Source organism: Amycolatopsis sp. NPDC089917, from assembly GCF_040684635.1.
Classification (GTDB): Bacteria; Actinomycetota; Actinomycetes; order Mycobacteriales; family Pseudonocardiaceae; genus Amycolatopsis.
In genome coordinates this window covers 50,142-66,642 of record NZ_JBFBGL010000007.1, presented here as the reverse complement: position 1 = coordinate 66,642, position 16,501 = coordinate 50,142, and the positions used below count along the sequence as shown (strand labels likewise).

The window sequence follows — 16,501 nt, the reverse complement described above, 5'->3', positions numbered from 1 at the left end:
CCAACCGCAGGTCGGGCCGGTGTGAACTCGGGAAAGCGAGACCTTCTCGCAGCACCTGAACACCGGATCGGAAGTGAGTGATCATGAACAGGAACACCTCCTCGGACCGTCGGCGACGCGTCGTCACGATGGCCGGAATGGCAGTGCTCGCCGCCCTCGCGCTCGGGAACTCGACAGCCCACGCCACGTCCGCGACCGTCGCGGACGGAGGCGATCACACCACCGTGGCCGCGGCGGCGCCGGTGATCCTCAAGGTCTCCTGGCAGCACCAGACCGAGAGCTACAACTGCGGCCCGGCCGCGACCCGCATCGCGTTGTCGGCGCTGGTCCGGCCCGACCGGCTGCCGAGCCAGCGGCAGCTCGGGATCGACGAGCACACCAGCCCCGGCAGCGGGACCTATCGCACCGGAGTGGCGGCGGGGCTGAACAAGTACACCCCCAGCCTGCGCTGGCAGCCCAGCACCGGTGACGTCTGGACCGGCGTCACCGGCGCGATCAACAAGAAGCGCCCGCTGCCCATCGCGATCGAGATCGGCAGCAAGTCCGAACTGCCGCCGGGATGGAGCGGCAACAAGGTCGGCGTGCAGCACTGGTTCACCGCCATCGGCTACAACCCGGCCACCAAACAGGTCCTGGTCTCCGATCCGGCCTCGGGCGGTGCCGGGTTCAACAAGAACGCCGCCTACTGGATCACGCTGCCGACCTTGAAAGCCATCCACGTCGCCCACGTCCGCCCCACTGCCTGACCAGGACAAAGACTGGAGCCGATCATGAAACACCCGCACCAGGTCAGCGCGTTCCTGGCGGTGGCCGCCGCCATCCTGTTCGCTCCACCCGCCGACGCGGCGGCATTCACGCCGCAGCCGGCCCCCGAAGCACTCGCCCGCCACTGCGGGACCGGGCACATCTGCTTCTGGGACCACGCCGGCTACACCGGCAGGAAGTGGGAAGTCGGTCCCTACACCGGGCAGACCTGCCGCCGCACACCGTTCCCGTACTACTCGGTGTACAACCACACCAACCAAGGACAAAGCCTGCTCAACGGCTGCCCCAACCCGACAACCGGGGTACCGCTGAAGCCCGGCTACTCCGCCTCCGGCTATCGGCACGACGGGTTCGCCCACACCTGATCTCGCGCTGACATCCGGTCAGCACGGGAAGGTCACCTGCCACGCGGAGCACCTGCCGGCGGGGTCCCTGGACAGCGCGCGATCCAGGAACCCCGTCGGCGCTATAGGTTGTGCGCATGTACGTACCGTCCCCGCCACAGAGTGACCCACGGGCGGCCACCGGGCAGCCTTGGTGGCTGGTCATCGGGCCCGGTTTCGCCTCGCTCATCGGCCTTTTCCTGGTCACCGTGATCTACCGCTTCGATGGCGGGTCGGCCCTGCAGATCGATCTGGGCATGTCCAGTCAGTCCTTGCTGCTGAACGGCCTCGTCGCGTACCTCGTCGCGGCCGCGATCGCCTTCCCGGCGGGCATGCTGCTCGGTGCGCGCTTCCCCACGCCTGTGGCCGTGCCCGCGATCGCCTTGATGCTCCTCGGCGTGCTGTTGGTCGTCTTCGTCCCGAACACTGGCCTGTTCCTGGTCGGCCGGGTGCTCACCGGGCTCGGCGCGGGCGCCGTTCTCGGGGTGACCGTCGCCCTGATCCGGCGGCTCCAGGCCGGTCGCGGGGCCGCGGCCGGGGTCACGGCGGGCCTCGGTGTCGTCGCCTTGGTGCTCGCCCCGGTCCTCGGCGGACTGCTCTCGGACGCCACCGGTTTCCGCGTGGTGTTCATGGTGGCCGCGCTGTTCGTGTTCGCCGCGCTCGTCGTCGCCGGAGTCCTCGGCATCGTCGCGCTGGTCAAGGCGAAAACGCCGGCCCGGCCGATGCCGTACCCGCCGCACGCCTGACCTTCAGTCGCCGAGACCCCGCAACGCCGCGAGCAGCTCGTCCGGCACGTCGAGCCCGGCTTCCACTTCCGACACCTTCGCGGCCACCCGCCGGTGCGTCGCCCGGCCGCGGGCGCTGAGGTGGACGAGTACGCGGCGCCTGTCCGCGGCGTCGACCTCGCGGTAGGCCTGCGCGGTGGTCACCAGCTTGTCGACCACCCTGGTCAGGGTCGGGGCGGTGGCCAGCGTCCGGTCGGCGAGGTCGGCCATCGCGAGACCGCCCTTGCCGCTCAGCGCGGCCAGGACCAGCCACTGGTCCAGGGTGAGGCCTTCCTTGGCGAGCACCTGCTCGACCCTGGAGGCGACGGCCCGGGCGGCACGGGTGAGCGAGCCGGTGATCGACATTTCGGCGGTCGCGACGCCGCGTGTCCCCATATCCCGTCCCCTTGCCAAAACCGGACACCCTCGTAATACTTCCAGGTGAAAGCACTTTGACCTTACCGGGCCACCGCACGGAGCGCCATGCCCCTACGCCTCGCCACACGGCCCCGCGACGACACCTGGCGCGTGGCCATGGTGGTCCCGTTGCAGGGGCCCGCCGGGCTGTTCGGCCCGTCCTGCGAGGCGATCACGGAGCTCGCCGTCCACGAACTCAACGAGTCCGGCGGGATCCTCGGCAGGCAGGTCGAGGCCGAGGTGGTCGACGGCGGCGGCAGCCCGGGGCGGGTGGCCGAAGACCTGCGGCGCCTGGTCGACAGCGGGCGGGTCGACGCGGTGAGCGGCTGGCACATCTCCTCCGTCCGGAACGCGCTCGCGCCGGTCGTGGCCGACAGGATCCCGTACGTGTACACGTCGCTCTACGAAGGCGGCGAGCGCCGTTCGGGCATCTTCTGCACAGGCGAGACGCCGCGGTGCCAGATCGAACCGGCGCTGCGCTGGCTGCGCGACCACATCGGCGCACGGCGCTGGTTCGTCGTCGGCGACGACTACGTCTGGCCGCACCGGTCGGCGCGGGCGATCCGGCACTACGCCAAGGATCTCGGTCTGCGCATCACCGGCGAGGCGTTCGTCGGACTCGGCGAGGGCGATATGTCCACAGTGGTCCGTTCGGTCGAACAGTCCACAAGCGACGGTGTGCTCATGTTGCTGGTCGGACAGGACGCGGTCCGCTTCAACCGTGCCTTCGCCTCCCAGGGACTCAGTGACCGCTTGATCCGCTTCAGCCCGTTGATGGAGGAGAACATGCTCCTCGCCAGCGGCGCGAACGCCACCGGCGGCCTCTACGTCTCCGCCGCCTACTTCCGCTCCATGGTCACCGCCGACGCGATGGACCTGCTCGGCCGCTACGTCGACCGCAACGGTCCCGGCGCGCCGGCTTTGAACAACGCCGCCGAATCCTGCTACGAGGGACTGCACACGCTGGCGGAACTCGTCCGCCGGGCGGGGACGCCGGATCTGCCCGCGCTCAACGCGGCTATCGACGGCGTCGCGTACCACGGCCCGCGCGGCACGATCGAGTTCCGCGGGCAGCAGGCCGACCAGCACGTCCACCTCGCGGTCGCCGACGGCTACGACTTCGAAGTCCTCACCCGGCTGTAGAACCAGACCCTCTTGACTCGCTCCGGCACACCACATACTTTCATTTGAAATTATTCCACGTGATGCACGTTACGCAGAGGTGAGCATGGGCAACGTGGGCCTGCTCTATGTCGGCGCCGCCTTGATGATCAACGGCCTGATGTTGCTCGGCCGGATACCGGCGCGCTCGGCGGCGGTGCTGAACCTGTTCGTCGGCGCACTGCAATGCGTCACCCCGACCGTGCTGATCGTCCAGGCGGGCGGGAATCCGGACGCGATCCTCGCCGCGTCCGGGCTGTACCTGTTCGGTTTCACCTATCTGTACGTCGGCATCGCGAACCTCGCCGGACTGGAGCCCGAAGGCATCGGCTGGTTCTCGCTCTTCGTGGCGGGCGCCGCCGTGGTGTACGCGGGAATCGCCTTCTGGCACGACAACGATCCGGTGTTCGGCGTCATCTGGCTGTCCTGGGCGCTGCTGTGGACCTTGTTCTTCCTGGTGCTCGGCCTCGGCAAGGAGAACCTGACGCGGTTCACCGGCTGGACCGTCCTGCTGCTCAGCCAGCCGACCTGCACGGTGCCCGCCTTCCTCGGCCTGACCGGTGCCTACCGCAGCGATGCCGGGACGGCGTTGCTGGCGGCCGCGATCGCGGTGGCGCTGGTCGCCGCGGCGGGATCTCTCGACGTCCTGAAAAACCTTCCGAGAAAAGGAGTCTTCATGCGACACGGTGACATTTCCGCCAGCCCGGACACGGTCGGCGTCGCGGTGGTCAACTACAAGATGCCGCGGCTGCACACCAAGGCCGAAGTCCTCGCCAACGCCCGCAAGATCGCCGAAATGGTGGTGGGCATGAAGACCGGGCTGCCCGGGATGGATCTGGTGATCTTCCCGGAATACTCGACGCAAGGCATCATGTACGACCCCAAGGAGATGTACGAGACGGCCGCGAGCATTCCCGGCGAGGAAACCGAGATCTTCGCCGCCGCCTGCCGGGAAGCCCAGACCTGGGGCGTCTTCTCCATCACCGGCGAGCGGCACGAGGACCACCCGAACAAGCCGCCGTACAACACGCTCGTGCTCATCAACGACCGCGGCGAGATCGTCCAGAAGTACCGCAAGATCCTGCCGTGGTGCCCGATCGAAGGCTGGTACCCCGGCGAGGAGACCTACGTCAGCGACGGCCCCAAGGGCATGAAGATCTCGCTGATCATCTGCGACGACGGGAACTACCCGGAGATCTGGCGCGACTGCGCGATGAAGGGCGCCGAGCTGATCGTGCGCTGCCAGGGCTACATGTACCCGGCCAAGGACCAGCAGGTGCTGATGGCCAAGGCGATGGCATGGGCCAACAACTGTTACGTGGCCGTCGCGAACGCCGCCGGTTTCGACGGCGTGTACTCCTACTTCGGCCATTCCGCGATCATCGGCTTCGACGGGCGCACGCTCGGCGAGACCGGCGAGGAGGAATACGGGATCCAGTACGCGCAGCTTTCGGTGTCGGCGATCCGGGACGCGCGCACCTACGACCAGTCGCAGAACCACATCTTCAAGCTCCTGCACCGCGGTTACACCGGCGTGCAGGACGCGGACGAAGGCGACAAGGGCGTCGCGGACTGCCCGTTCGACTTCTACAAGCTCTGGGTCACCGACGCCAAGAAGGCGCAGGAGAACGTGGAGTCGATCACCCGCGACACCATCACTCCTCGGAACCCATGATGAGGACGGTGAGCCGGACACCCCGTGACGTGTGGGCGAAACTCGCCACCAGCGGGACGAGCACCAGCGCGAAGTAGGTCCACAAAGGCCAGTGGTACAGATGGTTCAGGTGCCAGGTTTCCTTGAGGGCGATGAAGAACGCGCCCCCGGTCACGATGAACCAGCCGCGGGCCTTGTTGGCGAAGGTGGCCATGGTGCGCCGCTGCTCGGTCGTGAGCGACTGCATGACCTCGCGGTGCGCCTTGGCCCGCCGTCGCCGTTCCTTGGCGATGGCCACCGGCGGCAGCAACCACCACCACCGCGAAACGGGCTTGCCGAACGAGGGACGCGGCGCGTCCTTGACCGACCGCAGATCGCCGAACCGCTCGCTCTCCTCACGGAGTTCGAGCGCGCCCTGGTACATCGGCCCGGCGACGAGAAGCCAGCCGCCGAGAAAGGCGGACCAGGCGATGAAGTACTCGATGTGGATCACCCCTCCCCGGACCACCGCCGTCCGTGATCCGCGTCGAGCAGCCTATCCGCCCTAGACTCGGGACCATGGACAGGATCGACAGCGGCAGCCGGATCATCACCGCATCGCCCGCGACCGTCTACAACGCCCTCCTCGACCGGGAATCCCTCGAAGCGTGGTTGCCGCCCGAGGGCATGCGCGGCCGGATCGAGCACTGGGACCCGCGGCCCGGCGGCGGCTTCCGGATGACCCTCACCTACCTCGACGCGTCCGCCGCGCCCGGCAAATCGTCGGACGCGACGGACATCGTCGAAGTCGGCTTCGCCGACCTGGTGCCTGCGGAACGCGTGGTGCAGCTGGCCGTCTTCGAGTCCGACGACCCGTCGTTCGCGGGCACCATGACGATGACCTGGGATCTCGCCGCCGCGGGTGACGGCACCGAAGTGACCGTCACCGCGACGGACGTGCCGTCCGGCATCGGCCAGGCGGATCACGAAGCCGGGATCGCCTCTTCCTTGGCCAATCTGGCTTCCTTCGCCGAAGCCCGCTGACGGCGGGGCGCGATGATGATCGCGGCGACGACGGCCATCACCAGCGGCACGACCAGCGCCGCCCGGAAACCGCCGAGTGCGGCCTGCGGCGAACCGTCCCCGAGGGCGGCCGCGCTGACAGCGGTCACCGCGGACAGCCCGAGCGCCGCCCCGAACTGGAAGGCGGTGTACAGCAGGCCGCCCGCCAATCCCTGCTCCTCCTCGGCGATCCCGTCGGTGGCGACGATCGTCAGCGGGCCGTAGGCCAGGGCGAATCCGAGGCCCAAGAGGATCATCGACGGGAACATCGCCGCGTACGTCCAGTCCATGCCCAGCGGCAGGAAGAGCGCGTACGCCACCGAAGCGAGCACGAGGCCGCCGAAGATCACCCGCGTGTTGCCGAACTTCGCCACCAGCCGGGGAGTCAGCGTCGGCGCGAGGATCGCGTCGATCCCGGTCGCCAGCAGCGCCAGACTCGTCTCCAGCGTCGACCAGCCGCGGAGTTCCTGCAGGTACAGCGTCACGAGGAACTGGAACCCGAAGAACGAGCCCGCGTAGAGCAGGGCGCTGGTGTTCGCTCGCATCAGCGGTCCCGACCGCAAGATGCCCAGCCGCACCAGCGGCGCGGGTGAGCGGCGTTCGAGGGCCACGAAGGCCGCCAGCGCCGCCACTCCCCCGGCGAAGGAAGCGATCGTCCAGCCCCAGCCCTGCCGGGGATGTTCCAGCCGGACCACCCCGTAGGCGAGCAGCAGCATCGCCGCGGTCACGGTGACGGCTCCGCCGATGTCCAGGCTTCGGGGGACCCGTGCCTGCTTCGACGGCTCCTTGATGAGCCAGAGCGCGGCGGCCAGGATGACCGCGGACAGGATCACCGGCGTGAAGAACACCCAGCGCCAGTCGATCCTGGTCAGCAGTCCGCCGATGACCAGGCCCAGCGAGAAGCCGCCCGCCGCGGTGCCGGCGTAGAACAGCAGTGCCTTCGTGCGTTTCGGGCCTTCTTCGAAGCTCGTGGTGATGATCGACAGGCCCGCGGGGGTCATGAAGGCCGCGGCGACCCCGGTGACGAACCGGGCGAGCAGCAGCATCCAGCCTTCGGTGGCGAACCCGCCGAGGCCGGAGAAGACGAGGAACACCACCAGCCAAGTGAGGAACATGCGGCGGCGGCCGTACAGGTCCGCGGCGCGCCCGCCCAGCAGCATGAACCCGCCGTAGCCGAGCACGTAGGCGCTCACCACGCCGCTCAGCGTCGCTGTCGACAGGCCGAGTTCGGCCCGGATGGACGGCAGCGCCACGTTCAGCATCGCGACGTCGATGCCCTCCAGGAAGATGGCGCCGCACAGCACCAGGAGCACGCCCCAGGCACGTCCGCTCATCCGGTCCGCGGCACGCGTTGTAGTCAAGATCGATTCTCCCTCAGTGACCAAGGGACCGACGGTTACCCATCTGCCGGTCGGTTCCCTCTTGTAACCAAGGAGATCTTCGGACACTATCGGTGACCATGGAAGAAGGCACTTTGAACTCACCCAGTCGTTGTGAACTCACCGAGGAGGACTACGAGGCCTTCCAGTGGGACACCCGTGAGGACTGCGAGGTCCGCCAGATCCTGGACCGGGTGGCGGACAAGTGGTCGCTGCTGGTCATCGCGCTGCTCGACCGGAACACCCTCCGGTTCACCGAACTGAAGTACAAGATCGACGGCATCAGCCAGCGGATGCTCACCACCACGCTGCGTCACCTCGAACGCGACGGGCTCGTGTCCCGGACCGTCTATCCGGTCGTGCCGCCCCGCGTGGACTACGCGCTGACGCCGCTGGGCATGACCCTGCACAAGACCATCCAGTCGCTGGTCACCTGGACCGAAGACCACCAGAGCGAGATCGCCGTCGCGCGCGCCCGGTACGACAAACGCGTCACCGCCTAGGGAGTCGCATGGCCAGACTGTCCGGAGGGGATCCGTCACTGCTGCGGCGGCTCAACGCCGTCGCCGTCCTGCGAGCGCTGTACGCGGCCGAGGAACTCACCCTCGCGGAACTGGTCAAGGCGAGCGAGGTGTCCCGGCCGACGGTCGAGGAAATCGCCTCCGACCTCGGCGGGCAGGGCCTGGTCGAGGAGGTCCCGCTCTCCCCCGGCGCGCCGAGACCGGTGGGCAGGCCCGCCAAGCGCTACCGCTTCCGCCCCGAATCGGGGCAGGTCGCCGGCCTCGAAGTCGGCTCGCGTCAGGCGTTGTGCCTGGTCGCCGACCTGCGGGGCGAGGTCATCGGGCGGGTGAAGGCCGACCTCACCCCGGAAATGGCCGCGGCCGACCGGCTCGGCACCGCGCGCCGGGTGCTCGGCGTCGCCGTCCGGGGCCACACGAACGTGCGGGTGCTCGGCATCGGCACGACGGGCGTGGTGTCCGGCGGCAAGGTCGTCCGGGACGACCGTCTTCCCGGCTGGACCGGCGTCGACCTGCCGGTGGAGTTCGGCGGCGGCTGCCCGGTGCTGGCCGGGAACGACACCAAACTCGCGACGCTGGCCGAGCACTGGCGCGGTGTCGCGCACGGCGTCGACGACGTCGTCTACGTGCGCGCCGGGCGCACCGTTTCGCTGGGGCTGCTGCTCGGCGGGAAGCTGCACGACGGCCACCACGGCGCGGCGGGCGAGATCGGCGCCCTGCGGCGGGCAGGCGGATTCGTCGACCTGGTCGCCGCGGCCGTGCTCGCCGTCGACCCGCGACTCGTCGTGATCGGCGGCGCCGGAGACCGGCTGACCGCGCCGCTGCGCGCCGAGCTCACCCGGCTGTGCCTGTTCCCGGTGCGCGTCGAGACGTCGACGCTCGGCGAGGACTCGGTGGCGCTCGGCGCGGTGCGGCTGGCGCTGAGCCGCGTGGAACGCGAACTGTTCAGCGTCGCGGACGTCGCCTGAGCAGGCTGATCACCACGATCAGCACGGCCACCGCGCCACTGGTGAACAGCTGCGTGCGCGCGTCGGCGTCCGTCCACATGAGAATGAGGACGCCCGCCATCGCGATCAGGGCGACCCAGCTGAGCCAAGGGAAACCCCACATCCGCACCGGCAGGTCCGCGGCCGTGCCGTCGCGTTCCGCCGCCTTGCGCAACCGCAACTGGGACACGGCGACGAAGATCCAGACCAGCAGGATGTTCGCCCCGATGGCGTTCAGCAGGAACGGCAGCACGTGTTCGGGCGCGAGGAAGTTCAGCAGCACGGCCACGAAACCGAAGGCCACCGACGACAGCACCGCCGTCCGGGGAACGCCCGCGCCGGACAGCTTCAGCATCGCGCGCGGCGCTTCCCCGCGCTCGGCCAACGAGAACACCATCCGCGAGGCTCCGTAGAGGTTCGCGTTCAGCGCGGAAAGCAGCGACGTCAGCACGACGAAACTCATCAGCAGCGCCGCCGCCGGCACGCCGATCCGCTCCAGGATCATCACGAACGGGCTGGCGTTGGCCGAAGCGGTCTCCCACGGCAGCAACAACACCATCAGCGCCACGGAACCGACGTAGAACAGCAGCAGTCGCACGATGACCGTGCGCGTGGTGCGGCGGATCGAGTCCGCCGGGTCTTCGGACTCCGCCGCGGCGATGGTGACCAGTTCCATGCCACCGAAGGAGAACGCGACCGCGAGCAGGCCGGTCAGCACACCCTGCAGGCCGTTGGGCAGGAACCCGCCGTGCCCGGTCAGGTTGCTCAGGCCGACCGGCGTCGTCCCCGGCAGGATGCCGAACACCGCCAGCGTGCCGAGCACGAGGAAGCCGACCACGGCGGTCACCTTGATCGCGCCGAACCAGAACTCGAACTCCCCGAACGAGCGCACGGCGAACAGGTTCACCACGGTCAGCACCGCCATGAACAGCAGCACCCAGGTCCACTGTGGAATCCCGGGCAGCAGCCCGTTCGCGATCCCGGCCGCCGCGGTCGCCTCGGCGGCCACCACGACCACCAGCAGCGACCAGTACAGCCAGCCGACGGTGAACCCGGCCCAGCGTCCGAGCGCCTTCTCCGCGTACACCGAGAACGAACCGCTGCTCGGCTCGGCGGCCGCCATCTCGCCCAACATCCGCATGACGAGCACCATGAGCAGACCGGCGACCACATAGGACAGCAGGATGCCGGGACCCGCGGTCTTGATCCCCGCGCCGGTGCCGACGAACAGCCCGGCGCCGATCGCCCCGCTGATGGCCAGCATGGTGACGTGCCGCCGCCGGAAGCCGGTGCCGAGCGACCGGGTCTCGGTCGCGGTCACGGGTTCGGCGGGGCCTGGTGCGGGCATGGCGGTTCCATTCGTTCGCAGCGGTACTCGGAGTTCAACCGCGGGACAACTCTTCCAGCCGTTCGTGCAGCCGGTCGACGTGGTCCTCGCTTTCGGGCTTCATCAGCACGCTACGCAGGATCCTCGCGCCGTCCGCGTCCGCGTCGACTCCGGTGTGACGCAGACCGAACCGCGCCTCGCTCACCCGGAGCGTGCTGAGGAACACCGGATCCTTCGCCGCGGCCATGCCGACGCGCATGATCCGCGCGCTCGCCTCGTCGATCTTCGACAGCGCAAGCGGTTCCGTGCGGGGGAAATAGGTGATGATGTCGAGCTCCGGCGGCTGGTAGAGGTCGAACCGCTCGGAGTCCTCCAGCAGTTTCGCCCATCGCAGCGCCGCGCGGCGTCCGGCCGCGAGGACCTTGCCCAGCCCGTCGGGCGTGGGCGGCAGCACCCGGAAGGTGAGCCACAACGCGGCGGCGGCCGCGCCCGCCCGCGAGCATTCGAGGCTGATCTCACCGAGGTGCAGATCCTCCGAGGTGAAGTAGGTGTACGGCGAATCGTGCAGGTAGAACCGGCCCACCGTGGGGTCCTTGAACAGCACCGCGCCGCAGCCGTAGGGCTGGAGACCGTGCTTGTGCGGGTCGATCACGATCGAATCGGCCTCGGCGATGGCGTTCCACGGGGCTTCGGGCAACCCTTCCGGACCGTCCAAACCGGACAGAAGCCGGAAGAAGCCGCCGTAGGCCGCGTCGACGTGCACCCGGACGCCGTAACGTTCGCGCAGCGCCAGGGCTTCGTGGATCGGTTCCACCGTGCCGAGCGCGGTCGTTCCCGCGGTGAGCACCACGGTGCCGATCTTCCCGGTGCGCAGCAGGTCTTCGAGCGCGTCGAGGTCCATCGCGCCGCGGGCGTCGACGGGCACCGTGTGGCCCTCGACGCCGAGCACGCCGCACATCCGGCCGTGCGTGTAGTGCGCCTCGGCGCTGTACGCGATCCCCTTGCCCGGATGCGTTTCCCGCGCGACGAACAACGCCTCCAGGTTCGCCACCGTGCCGCTGGTGGTCAGATGCCCCAGATGTTCCGTGTAGCCGAACATCGTGGCCAGCTGCTGGACCACCTCGCGTTCCATCCCGGCCGTCGCGGGGCCGCCGTCGAGCGCGTGGTTGTTGGGGTTGACCAGCATCGCGGTCAGGTAGCCGACCACCGCGGCCGGATGCGGCGGTTTGAGCATCTGGCCCGCGTAGGACGGATGGAAGAACGGGTAGTTGTCCTTCAGGCGCTCGGTGAACTCCTCGAACGCGGTCTCGAACCGCCCGTCGGAGATCTCCAGCGACGGATGCGGCCGGACGGGGGTGAACGTCTCCGCCCACGCCTCGTTCGACGTCAACGCCTGCCCGAGCCAGTACCGGAAGTCCATCAAGGGCGCCCTTCGATCGTTCGGCTCCAAAAAACGTAGGAGTCGCCGGAGGTCTCGCGCAACCGTCTTCGGTAGGGGTCAGCGCCCCTTGGCGACCGCCGCCTGGCGCCGCTCTTCACCCTTCTCTTCCAGTTGCTTGACGATCTCCCGCAGCGATACCGCCAACTCGGTGCATTCCGCCGGGTCGAGCCGCTCGGTGACGAACGCTTCCTCCTGGTTGAACTCCGGGAACAGCTCCCGCATCAGCCGCTCCCCCTCGGGCGTCAGCGCGAGCAGCACCAGCCGTCCGTCGTCGGGGTGTTTGCGCCGGGTGACCAGGCCGTGGGCTTCCAGGGTCTTCATCACCCCGGTCAGCGTGCCCTTGGTGATCCCGGACTCCGCGGCGACGTGCCTGGTCTCCTTCTCGCCGAAGATCCACACCACCCAGAGCACCACGAACGCGGTCCAGGTGAGACCCGCGGTGCGCAGGACCGAGTTCTCGAAATGCAGCCGGACCGCCGTGGCGGCGCGGTGGAGGTTGGCCACCGCCTCCATCCGCTCCCACAACAGCGGGATCCCGCCCAGCTTGGCGCGCACGGCGTTCTCGGTCTCGGCCAGCGTGTGATACCCGGTCAACAGCCCACATCCTCACCGGCCCCCGGAGGCACCAGCCCGATGGGCACGCACCCCCGCGCACCCGATCCGCCGATCGTAGGCGGAACGGCGTGAGTCCACAGTGGTCTTTTCGGGTCCCGATCCTGTCCTGTTCCGGACAACCCCGGGCCGCCTCACCGGACGGGAACGGCCGCGCGGTGCTCGGTGATGTCGCCGAACAGGTCGCCCATCTCCTCGACGCGCTCGATCACCTGATCGGCGGTGAACAGCAGGTCGGCGGCCTTGCGGCAGGCCTCGACCTCCTCCCAGGTCACCGGGGTGGACACGGTCGGGACGGCGCGGCCGCGCAGCGAGTAGGGCGCGATGGTGGTCTTGGCGGTGTTGTTCTGGCTCCAGTCGATGAACACGCGGCCGGGACGGATCGCCTTCGTCATGCGGGCGACGACGGTTTCCGGTGAGCGGCGCGCGAGCTCCTCCGCGACCGCCTTGGCGTACTCCGACGTGCGCTCGTCGGAACGGGTGCGCACCGGGCAATACAGCTGCATTCCCTTGTTCCCGCTCGTCTTCGCGTACACCGTCAGGCCGTCTCCGGTGAGCAGGTCGCCGAGCGTCTCGGCGACCCGGCAGCAGTCGACGACGTCCGCGGGCGGACCGGGATCGAGGTCGAACACCAGCAGATCGGGCGGCTTCCGCGCGCCACGCGGCCCGACCGTCCACTGTGGAACGTGCAGTTCGAGCGCGGCGAGATTGGCCGCCCACATCAGCGTCGGGAGATCCCCGACCACCGGGTAGTCGAGGGTCTCCTCACCGCCCCGGCGGCCGCGGTTGGTGAGCCGGGCGGTGCGCACCCATTCGGGCGCGTGACGGGAAACGTTCTTCTCGTAGAAAGGTTCGCCGTCGACGCCGTCCGGGAACCGGCGGAACGTGGCGGCGCGGTCGCGCAGATGCGGGAGCATGGCCGGGGCGACCCGGCGGTAGTAGTCGAGGACCTCGCGTTTGGTGAAACCGTGTGCCGGATAGAGCACCTTGTCCAGATTGGACAGCCCCAGCCGCCGTCCCTCGACCTCGACCGTTATCCGCTCCTCAGGCACCCTTCGACGATAGATCACCGGCGGGGTTTCCGGGGTACCGTGAGGCATGAGTACCGTGCCGGACGCGATCGCCCCGATGCTGGCGACCGACGGCGACCTGCCCACCGGCGGGTGGGGGTACGAATACAAATGGGACGGCTACCGCTGCTGCCTGCGCGTCGCGCGCGACGGCGAGACGCGCCTGACCAGCCGTCGCGGCCTCGACATCACGGCGACGTACCCGGACGTGACCGCTCAAGCGCTCGAAGGCCGCGAAGTCGTCCTCGACGGCGAGATCGTCGTTCTCGACGACAAGGGACGGCCCAGCTTCCCGCTGTTGCAGACCCGGCACCTGCGCACGCCCGACGCGTCGCTGCTGGAGCGCAGCCCGGTGCACTTTTTCGCCTTCGACGTGCTGCTCCTCGACGGCGACAGCCTCCTCGACGAGGCCTACGCTGCCCGCCGCGACGTGCTGACCTCGCTGGACGTCGGCGGCCGCGTCGTCGTCCCGCCGGGCTACACCGACGACGACATCTCACCCGATTGGTTGCTCGACGTCGTCCGGCAGCATGGCCTCGAAGGGCTGATCGCGAAGAAGCTCGACAGCCGCTACCACCCCGGCAAACGGACCCGGCAGTGGATCAAACGGGCACTGTGGCTCACGCAGGAGGTCGTGATCGGCGGCTGGCGCCCCGGTGAGGGACGGCGCTCGGGGACCTTGGGCGCGCTGCTGCTGGGCGCGCACGGCGAGTCCGGCGAGCTGCGGTACGTCGGCGACGTCGGGACCGGGTTCAGCGACAAGGTCCTCGAAGACCTGCACGGCCGCCTCACTCCGCTGGAGCGGAAGACGCCTCCCTTCGCCTCGGAGGTCCCGCGTGATCGGGCGCGAGGGGTGCACTGGGTGGAGCCTGAGCTCGTCGGCGAGGTCGTGCACCGGAACTGGACGCCGGACGGACGGCTGCGGCACACCACCTGGCGGGGGCTGCGGGCGGACAAGGCGCCGGAGGACGTCGAACTGCCGTGAGCACGACCGCGCGGCCCTTCTTCCTCACCCAGCACCTCCCCGTCGCCTGACATCGCGTCCCCGGCGTGTCAGCGCGGTGGCGGTCCGGTGTCAGCGCGGTCGGCGATCGTTGCCTCGACAACACCAGAGCACCACCACCGAGGGAGTTCCCACCATGTCCGTCTTCACCACGCTGTCGCCGATCACCGCCACGCTGACCACCGCCGGCGCCCGGGTGCGCGTCACCGCGAGCGACCGTTCGGACACCGTCGTGTCGGTCGAGCCGATCGACGCCACCAGCAAGTCGGACGTCAAGGTCGCCGGGAACACCAAGGTCGGCTTCGCCGGCGGCGAGCTGACCATCGAGACGAAGAAGGCCGGCGGCAAGAGCGGCTCAGTGGCGATCACGATCGCGGTGCCCACCGGTTCCAAGCTGGTCTTGAACACCGCTTGGTCGGACGTGCTCGCCGAGGGCCGGTTCGGGGACTGCGAGCTGGAGGTGGGTTCGGGCAAGATCCAGGTCGACCGCGTCGCGGCGGTGCGGGGCAACCTGGCGGCGGGCGAGGTCGCCATCGGACACGTCGCCGGGACCGTGACCGTCGAAGGCAGTACGGCGGGGCTGCGGATCGGCGAGGTCGAAGGCACCGTCAAGTACGTGGGCGCCACCGGGAAGGTGTGGATCGGGCACGCCCGGTCCGGCGTCGACTTCTCCGGTTCGGGCGGCAGCTTCGACATCGACCGCGCCGACGGTGACGTCATCGCGAAGGCGGCCAACTGCCCGATCCGCGTCGGGCGGCTGTCGCACGGCGCGGCCGAGCTGGTGAACGCGTCCGGCGGCATCGAGGTCGGCATCGACGGGGACACCGCGTCGGTGGACGCCGTGAGCACGAAGGGTTCCGTGCGCAACTCGTTCGCGGCCGGCGGCGAGGGCGGGGTCAGGGTCTACGCGCGCACCCGGCTCGACGACATCGTCGTTCAGCGCGCTGCCTGAACTCTGATCGCGGTGGCACCCTTCTCGGGTGTCACCGCGATTTCGTCCGGGTCGTCTCACCACCCGCTGGAGGCGAAACGGTCCAGGGCTTCCAGCTTCCAGGTCCGTTTCAGATCGCTCGAATGATGACCCGAGTCGTCGTCGATCAGCAGTTCCGAACCCGGCCAGGCGCGGGCGAGTTCCCAGGCCGTGTCCACCGGGCAGCTCAGGTCCCGGCGCCCGTGGATCAGCACGCCGGGAATGTCCCGCAACCGGCCGGCGTCGCGGATCAGCGCGCCGGGTTCCAGCCAGCCCGCGTGGGAGTAGTAGTGCGTGACGATGCGCGCGAACGCCAGTTCCCATTCCCCGATCGGACCATTGTGGACGGTCGCGCTGGGTTCCAGGGAAAGGACGGTGTCCTCCCAGACACACCAGGAACGAGCGGCTTCGGCGCGCACGTGCGGATCGGGATCCTCCAGGAGACGCGCGTAGGCGGCGACCAGATCGCCGGAGAGATCGCCGCGGAAGAGATCCCACGCTTCGGGGAAGAACCGGCCGGCACCGTGATACAACCAGTCGATCTCGGAAGGACGTGTCGTGCTGATCGAGCTGACGACGATCTCCGTGACCCGCTCCGGAAAGCGTTCGGCGTAGGCGAGCGCGAGCGTCGTGCCCCACGAACCGCCGGTGACGAGCCAGCGTTCGATGCCCAGATGTTCCCGCAGCCGCTCCATGTCGGCGACGAGATGTTCCGTCGTGTTGTGCCGCATGTCGGTCGAGGGATCGCTCGCGTGTGGCGTACTGCGTCCGCAGCCGCGCTGGTCGAAAAGCACGACGCGGTAGCGTGCCGGGTCGAACATCCGCCGCATGCCCGGAACACAGCCCTGTCCGGGACCGCCGTGCAGCACGACCGCGGGTTTCCCGGCCGGATCGCCGCAGGTCTCCCAATGGACGAGGTTGCCGTCGCCTACGTCGAGCAGCCCCTTGTCGTAAGGCTCGACGGGCGGATAAAGGTCGATCATGAAGCCAGCCTAGACCGTCAGTGAGAG

The 16,501-nt window shown here is 69.1% G+C and carries 18 protein-coding genes and 1 pseudogene; 11 read left to right on the top strand and 8 right to left on the bottom strand.

Annotated elements, in window-relative coordinates; translation table 11 throughout:
* Positions 1-137 precede the first annotated feature (137 nt).
* From AB0N89_RS07765 to AB0N89_RS07755, 3 genes are all read left to right on the top strand, one after another.
* On the top strand, positions 138-746 hold the full coding sequence (locus AB0N89_RS07765) for a C39 family peptidase (protein ID WP_364201353.1): 609 nt from the start codon (positions 138-140) through the stop codon (positions 744-746).
* 24 nt (positions 747-770) lie between these two features.
* Positions 771-1,130 (top strand): peptidase inhibitor family I36 protein, encoded by a 360-nt coding sequence (locus AB0N89_RS07760; RefSeq protein ID WP_364201351.1) that lies wholly within the window; start codon positions 771-773, stop codon positions 1,128-1,130.
* Positions 1,131-1,246: 116 nt separating this feature from the next.
* The gene (locus AB0N89_RS07755; protein ID WP_364201348.1) at positions 1,247-1,894 is read left to right on the top strand and encodes an MFS transporter; all 648 of its coding nucleotides are present in this window, start codon (positions 1,247-1,249) and stop codon (positions 1,892-1,894) included.
* Between the two features lie 3 nt (positions 1,895-1,897).
* On the opposite strand, the gene AB0N89_RS07750 is transcribed toward AB0N89_RS07755, so the two are convergent.
* Positions 1,898-2,308 carry a MarR family transcriptional regulator gene (locus tag AB0N89_RS07750; protein WP_364201345.1) on the bottom strand — a complete coding sequence of 137 codons (411 nt, stop codon included), beginning with the start codon at positions 2,306-2,308 and terminating at the stop codon, positions 1,898-1,900.
* A gap of 87 nt (positions 2,309-2,395) precedes the next feature.
* On the opposite strand from AB0N89_RS07750, the gene AB0N89_RS07745 reads away from it, so the two are divergent.
* From AB0N89_RS07745 to AB0N89_RS07735, 3 genes and pseudogenes are all read left to right on the top strand, one after another.
* Positions 2,396-3,472: a substrate-binding domain-containing protein gene (locus AB0N89_RS07745; protein ID WP_364201342.1), complete on the top strand. Its 1,077-nt coding sequence runs from the start codon at positions 2,396-2,398 to the stop codon at positions 3,470-3,472.
* A gap of 85 nt (positions 3,473-3,557) precedes the next feature.
* Positions 3,558-4,180 (top strand): annotated as a pseudogene (locus AB0N89_RS07740) (AmiS/UreI family transporter).
* Positions 4,167-5,165, top strand: coding sequence for an aliphatic amidase (locus tag AB0N89_RS07735; protein WP_364201339.1), 999 nt, complete (start codon positions 4,167-4,169; stop codon positions 5,163-5,165). The pseudogene AB0N89_RS07740 and the gene AB0N89_RS07735 overlap by 14 nt, the downstream one beginning before the upstream one ends.
* Here AB0N89_RS07735 and AB0N89_RS07730 read toward each other — a convergent pair.
* Positions 5,146-5,637 (bottom strand): hypothetical protein, encoded by a 492-nt coding sequence (locus tag AB0N89_RS07730; protein WP_364201336.1) that lies wholly within the window; start codon positions 5,635-5,637, stop codon positions 5,146-5,148. The genes AB0N89_RS07735 and AB0N89_RS07730 overlap by 20 nt on opposite strands.
* A gap of 65 nt (positions 5,638-5,702) precedes the next feature.
* Between AB0N89_RS07730 and AB0N89_RS07725 the strand changes: the two genes are divergently transcribed.
* The gene (locus AB0N89_RS07725; RefSeq protein ID WP_364201333.1) at positions 5,703-6,167 is read left to right on the top strand and encodes an SRPBCC family protein; all 465 of its coding nucleotides are present in this window, start codon (positions 5,703-5,705) and stop codon (positions 6,165-6,167) included.
* Here the strand turns inward: AB0N89_RS07725 and AB0N89_RS07720 are convergent.
* Positions 6,107-7,519 (bottom strand): MFS transporter, encoded by a 1,413-nt coding sequence (locus AB0N89_RS07720; protein ID WP_364201586.1) that lies wholly within the window; start codon positions 7,517-7,519, stop codon positions 6,107-6,109. The two genes, AB0N89_RS07725 and AB0N89_RS07720, sit on opposite strands and share 61 nt — an antisense overlap.
* A 125-nt stretch (positions 7,520-7,644) precedes the next feature.
* Between AB0N89_RS07720 and AB0N89_RS07715 the strand changes: the two genes are divergently transcribed.
* Both AB0N89_RS07715 and AB0N89_RS07710 read left to right on the top strand, forming a co-directional pair.
* Entirely contained in the window at positions 7,645-8,067 is a 423-nt protein-coding gene (locus tag AB0N89_RS07715) for a helix-turn-helix domain-containing protein (RefSeq protein ID WP_364201331.1), read from the top strand.
* Positions 8,068-8,075: 8 nt separating this feature from the next.
* Positions 8,076-9,050: an ROK family transcriptional regulator gene (locus AB0N89_RS07710; protein WP_364201328.1), complete on the top strand. Its 975-nt coding sequence runs from the start codon at positions 8,076-8,078 to the stop codon at positions 9,048-9,050.
* Here AB0N89_RS07710 and AB0N89_RS07705 read toward each other — a convergent pair.
* The 4 genes from AB0N89_RS07705 to ligD (AB0N89_RS07690) form a co-directional block, all read right to left on the bottom strand.
* Complete coding sequence (locus AB0N89_RS07705; RefSeq protein WP_364201325.1) at positions 9,028-10,416, bottom strand: amino acid permease; 1,389 nt, start codon at positions 10,414-10,416, stop codon at positions 9,028-9,030. The genes AB0N89_RS07710 and AB0N89_RS07705 overlap by 23 nt on opposite strands.
* A gap of 34 nt (positions 10,417-10,450) precedes the next feature.
* Entirely contained in the window at positions 10,451-11,815 is a 1,365-nt protein-coding gene (locus AB0N89_RS07700) for an aminotransferase class V-fold PLP-dependent enzyme (protein ID WP_364201322.1), read from the bottom strand.
* 78 nt (positions 11,816-11,893) lie between these two features.
* A complete protein-coding gene (locus AB0N89_RS07695; RefSeq protein ID WP_364201319.1) occupies positions 11,894-12,430 on the bottom strand; it encodes a MarR family winged helix-turn-helix transcriptional regulator in 537 nt (178 codons plus the stop codon).
* Between the two features lie 152 nt (positions 12,431-12,582).
* Entirely contained in the window at positions 12,583-13,500 is a 918-nt protein-coding gene (gene ligD, locus AB0N89_RS07690; protein ID WP_364201316.1) for a non-homologous end-joining DNA ligase, read from the bottom strand.
* 46 nt (positions 13,501-13,546) lie between these two features.
* Here ligD (AB0N89_RS07690) and ligD (AB0N89_RS07685) point away from each other — a divergent pair, with 46 nt between their 5' ends.
* Both ligD (AB0N89_RS07685) and AB0N89_RS07680 read left to right on the top strand, forming a co-directional pair.
* Complete coding sequence (gene ligD, locus AB0N89_RS07685; RefSeq protein WP_364201313.1) at positions 13,547-14,503, top strand: non-homologous end-joining DNA ligase; 957 nt, start codon at positions 13,547-13,549, stop codon at positions 14,501-14,503.
* A gap of 154 nt (positions 14,504-14,657) precedes the next feature.
* The gene (locus tag AB0N89_RS07680; protein WP_364201310.1) at positions 14,658-15,473 is read left to right on the top strand and encodes a hypothetical protein; all 816 of its coding nucleotides are present in this window, start codon (positions 14,658-14,660) and stop codon (positions 15,471-15,473) included.
* 56 nt (positions 15,474-15,529) lie between these two features.
* Here the strand turns inward: AB0N89_RS07680 and pip are convergent, their stop codons facing one another.
* Positions 15,530-16,474, bottom strand: coding sequence for a prolyl aminopeptidase (pip, locus tag AB0N89_RS07675; RefSeq protein ID WP_364201307.1), 945 nt, complete (start codon positions 16,472-16,474; stop codon positions 15,530-15,532).
* Positions 16,475-16,501 lie beyond the last annotated feature (27 nt).

Excerpts from the sequence above, each read along its gene's own strand:
- pip (WP_364201307.1), bottom strand. The coding sequence starts at position 16,474 with ATGATCGACCTTTATCCGCCCGTCGAGCCTTACGACAAGGGGCTGCTC.
- AB0N89_RS07755 (WP_364201348.1), top strand. The coding sequence starts at position 1,247 with ATGTACGTACCGTCCCCGCCACAGAGTGACCCACGGGCGGCCACCGGG.
- AB0N89_RS07765 (WP_364201353.1), top strand. The coding sequence starts at position 138 with ATGGCAGTGCTCGCCGCCCTCGCGCTCGGGAACTCGACAGCCCACGCC.
- AB0N89_RS07710 (WP_364201328.1), top strand. The coding sequence starts at position 8,076 with ATGGCCAGACTGTCCGGAGGGGATCCGTCACTGCTGCGGCGGCTCAAC.
- AB0N89_RS07760 (WP_364201351.1), top strand. The coding sequence starts at position 771 with ATGAAACACCCGCACCAGGTCAGCGCGTTCCTGGCGGTGGCCGCCGCC.
- ligD (WP_364201313.1), top strand. The coding sequence starts at position 13,547 with ATGAGTACCGTGCCGGACGCGATCGCCCCGATGCTGGCGACCGACGGC.
- AB0N89_RS07750 (WP_364201345.1), bottom strand. The coding sequence starts at position 2,308 with ATGGGGACACGCGGCGTCGCGACCGCCGAAATGTCGATCACCGGCTCG.
- AB0N89_RS07700 (WP_364201322.1), bottom strand. The coding sequence starts at position 11,815 with ATGGACTTCCGGTACTGGCTCGGGCAGGCGTTGACGTCGAACGAGGCG.
- AB0N89_RS07745 (WP_364201342.1), top strand. The coding sequence starts at position 2,396 with ATGCCCCTACGCCTCGCCACACGGCCCCGCGACGACACCTGGCGCGTG.
- AB0N89_RS07725 (WP_364201333.1), top strand. The coding sequence starts at position 5,703 with ATGGACAGGATCGACAGCGGCAGCCGGATCATCACCGCATCGCCCGCG.
- AB0N89_RS07715 (WP_364201331.1), top strand. The coding sequence starts at position 7,645 with ATGGAAGAAGGCACTTTGAACTCACCCAGTCGTTGTGAACTCACCGAG.
- AB0N89_RS07705 (WP_364201325.1), bottom strand. The coding sequence starts at position 10,416 with ATGCCCGCACCAGGCCCCGCCGAACCCGTGACCGCGACCGAGACCCGG.
- AB0N89_RS07680 (WP_364201310.1), top strand. The coding sequence starts at position 14,658 with ATGTCCGTCTTCACCACGCTGTCGCCGATCACCGCCACGCTGACCACC.
- AB0N89_RS07720 (WP_364201586.1), bottom strand. The coding sequence starts at position 7,519 with ATGAGCGGACGTGCCTGGGGCGTGCTCCTGGTGCTGTGCGGCGCCATC.
- AB0N89_RS07735 (WP_364201339.1), top strand. The coding sequence starts at position 4,167 with ATGCGACACGGTGACATTTCCGCCAGCCCGGACACGGTCGGCGTCGCG.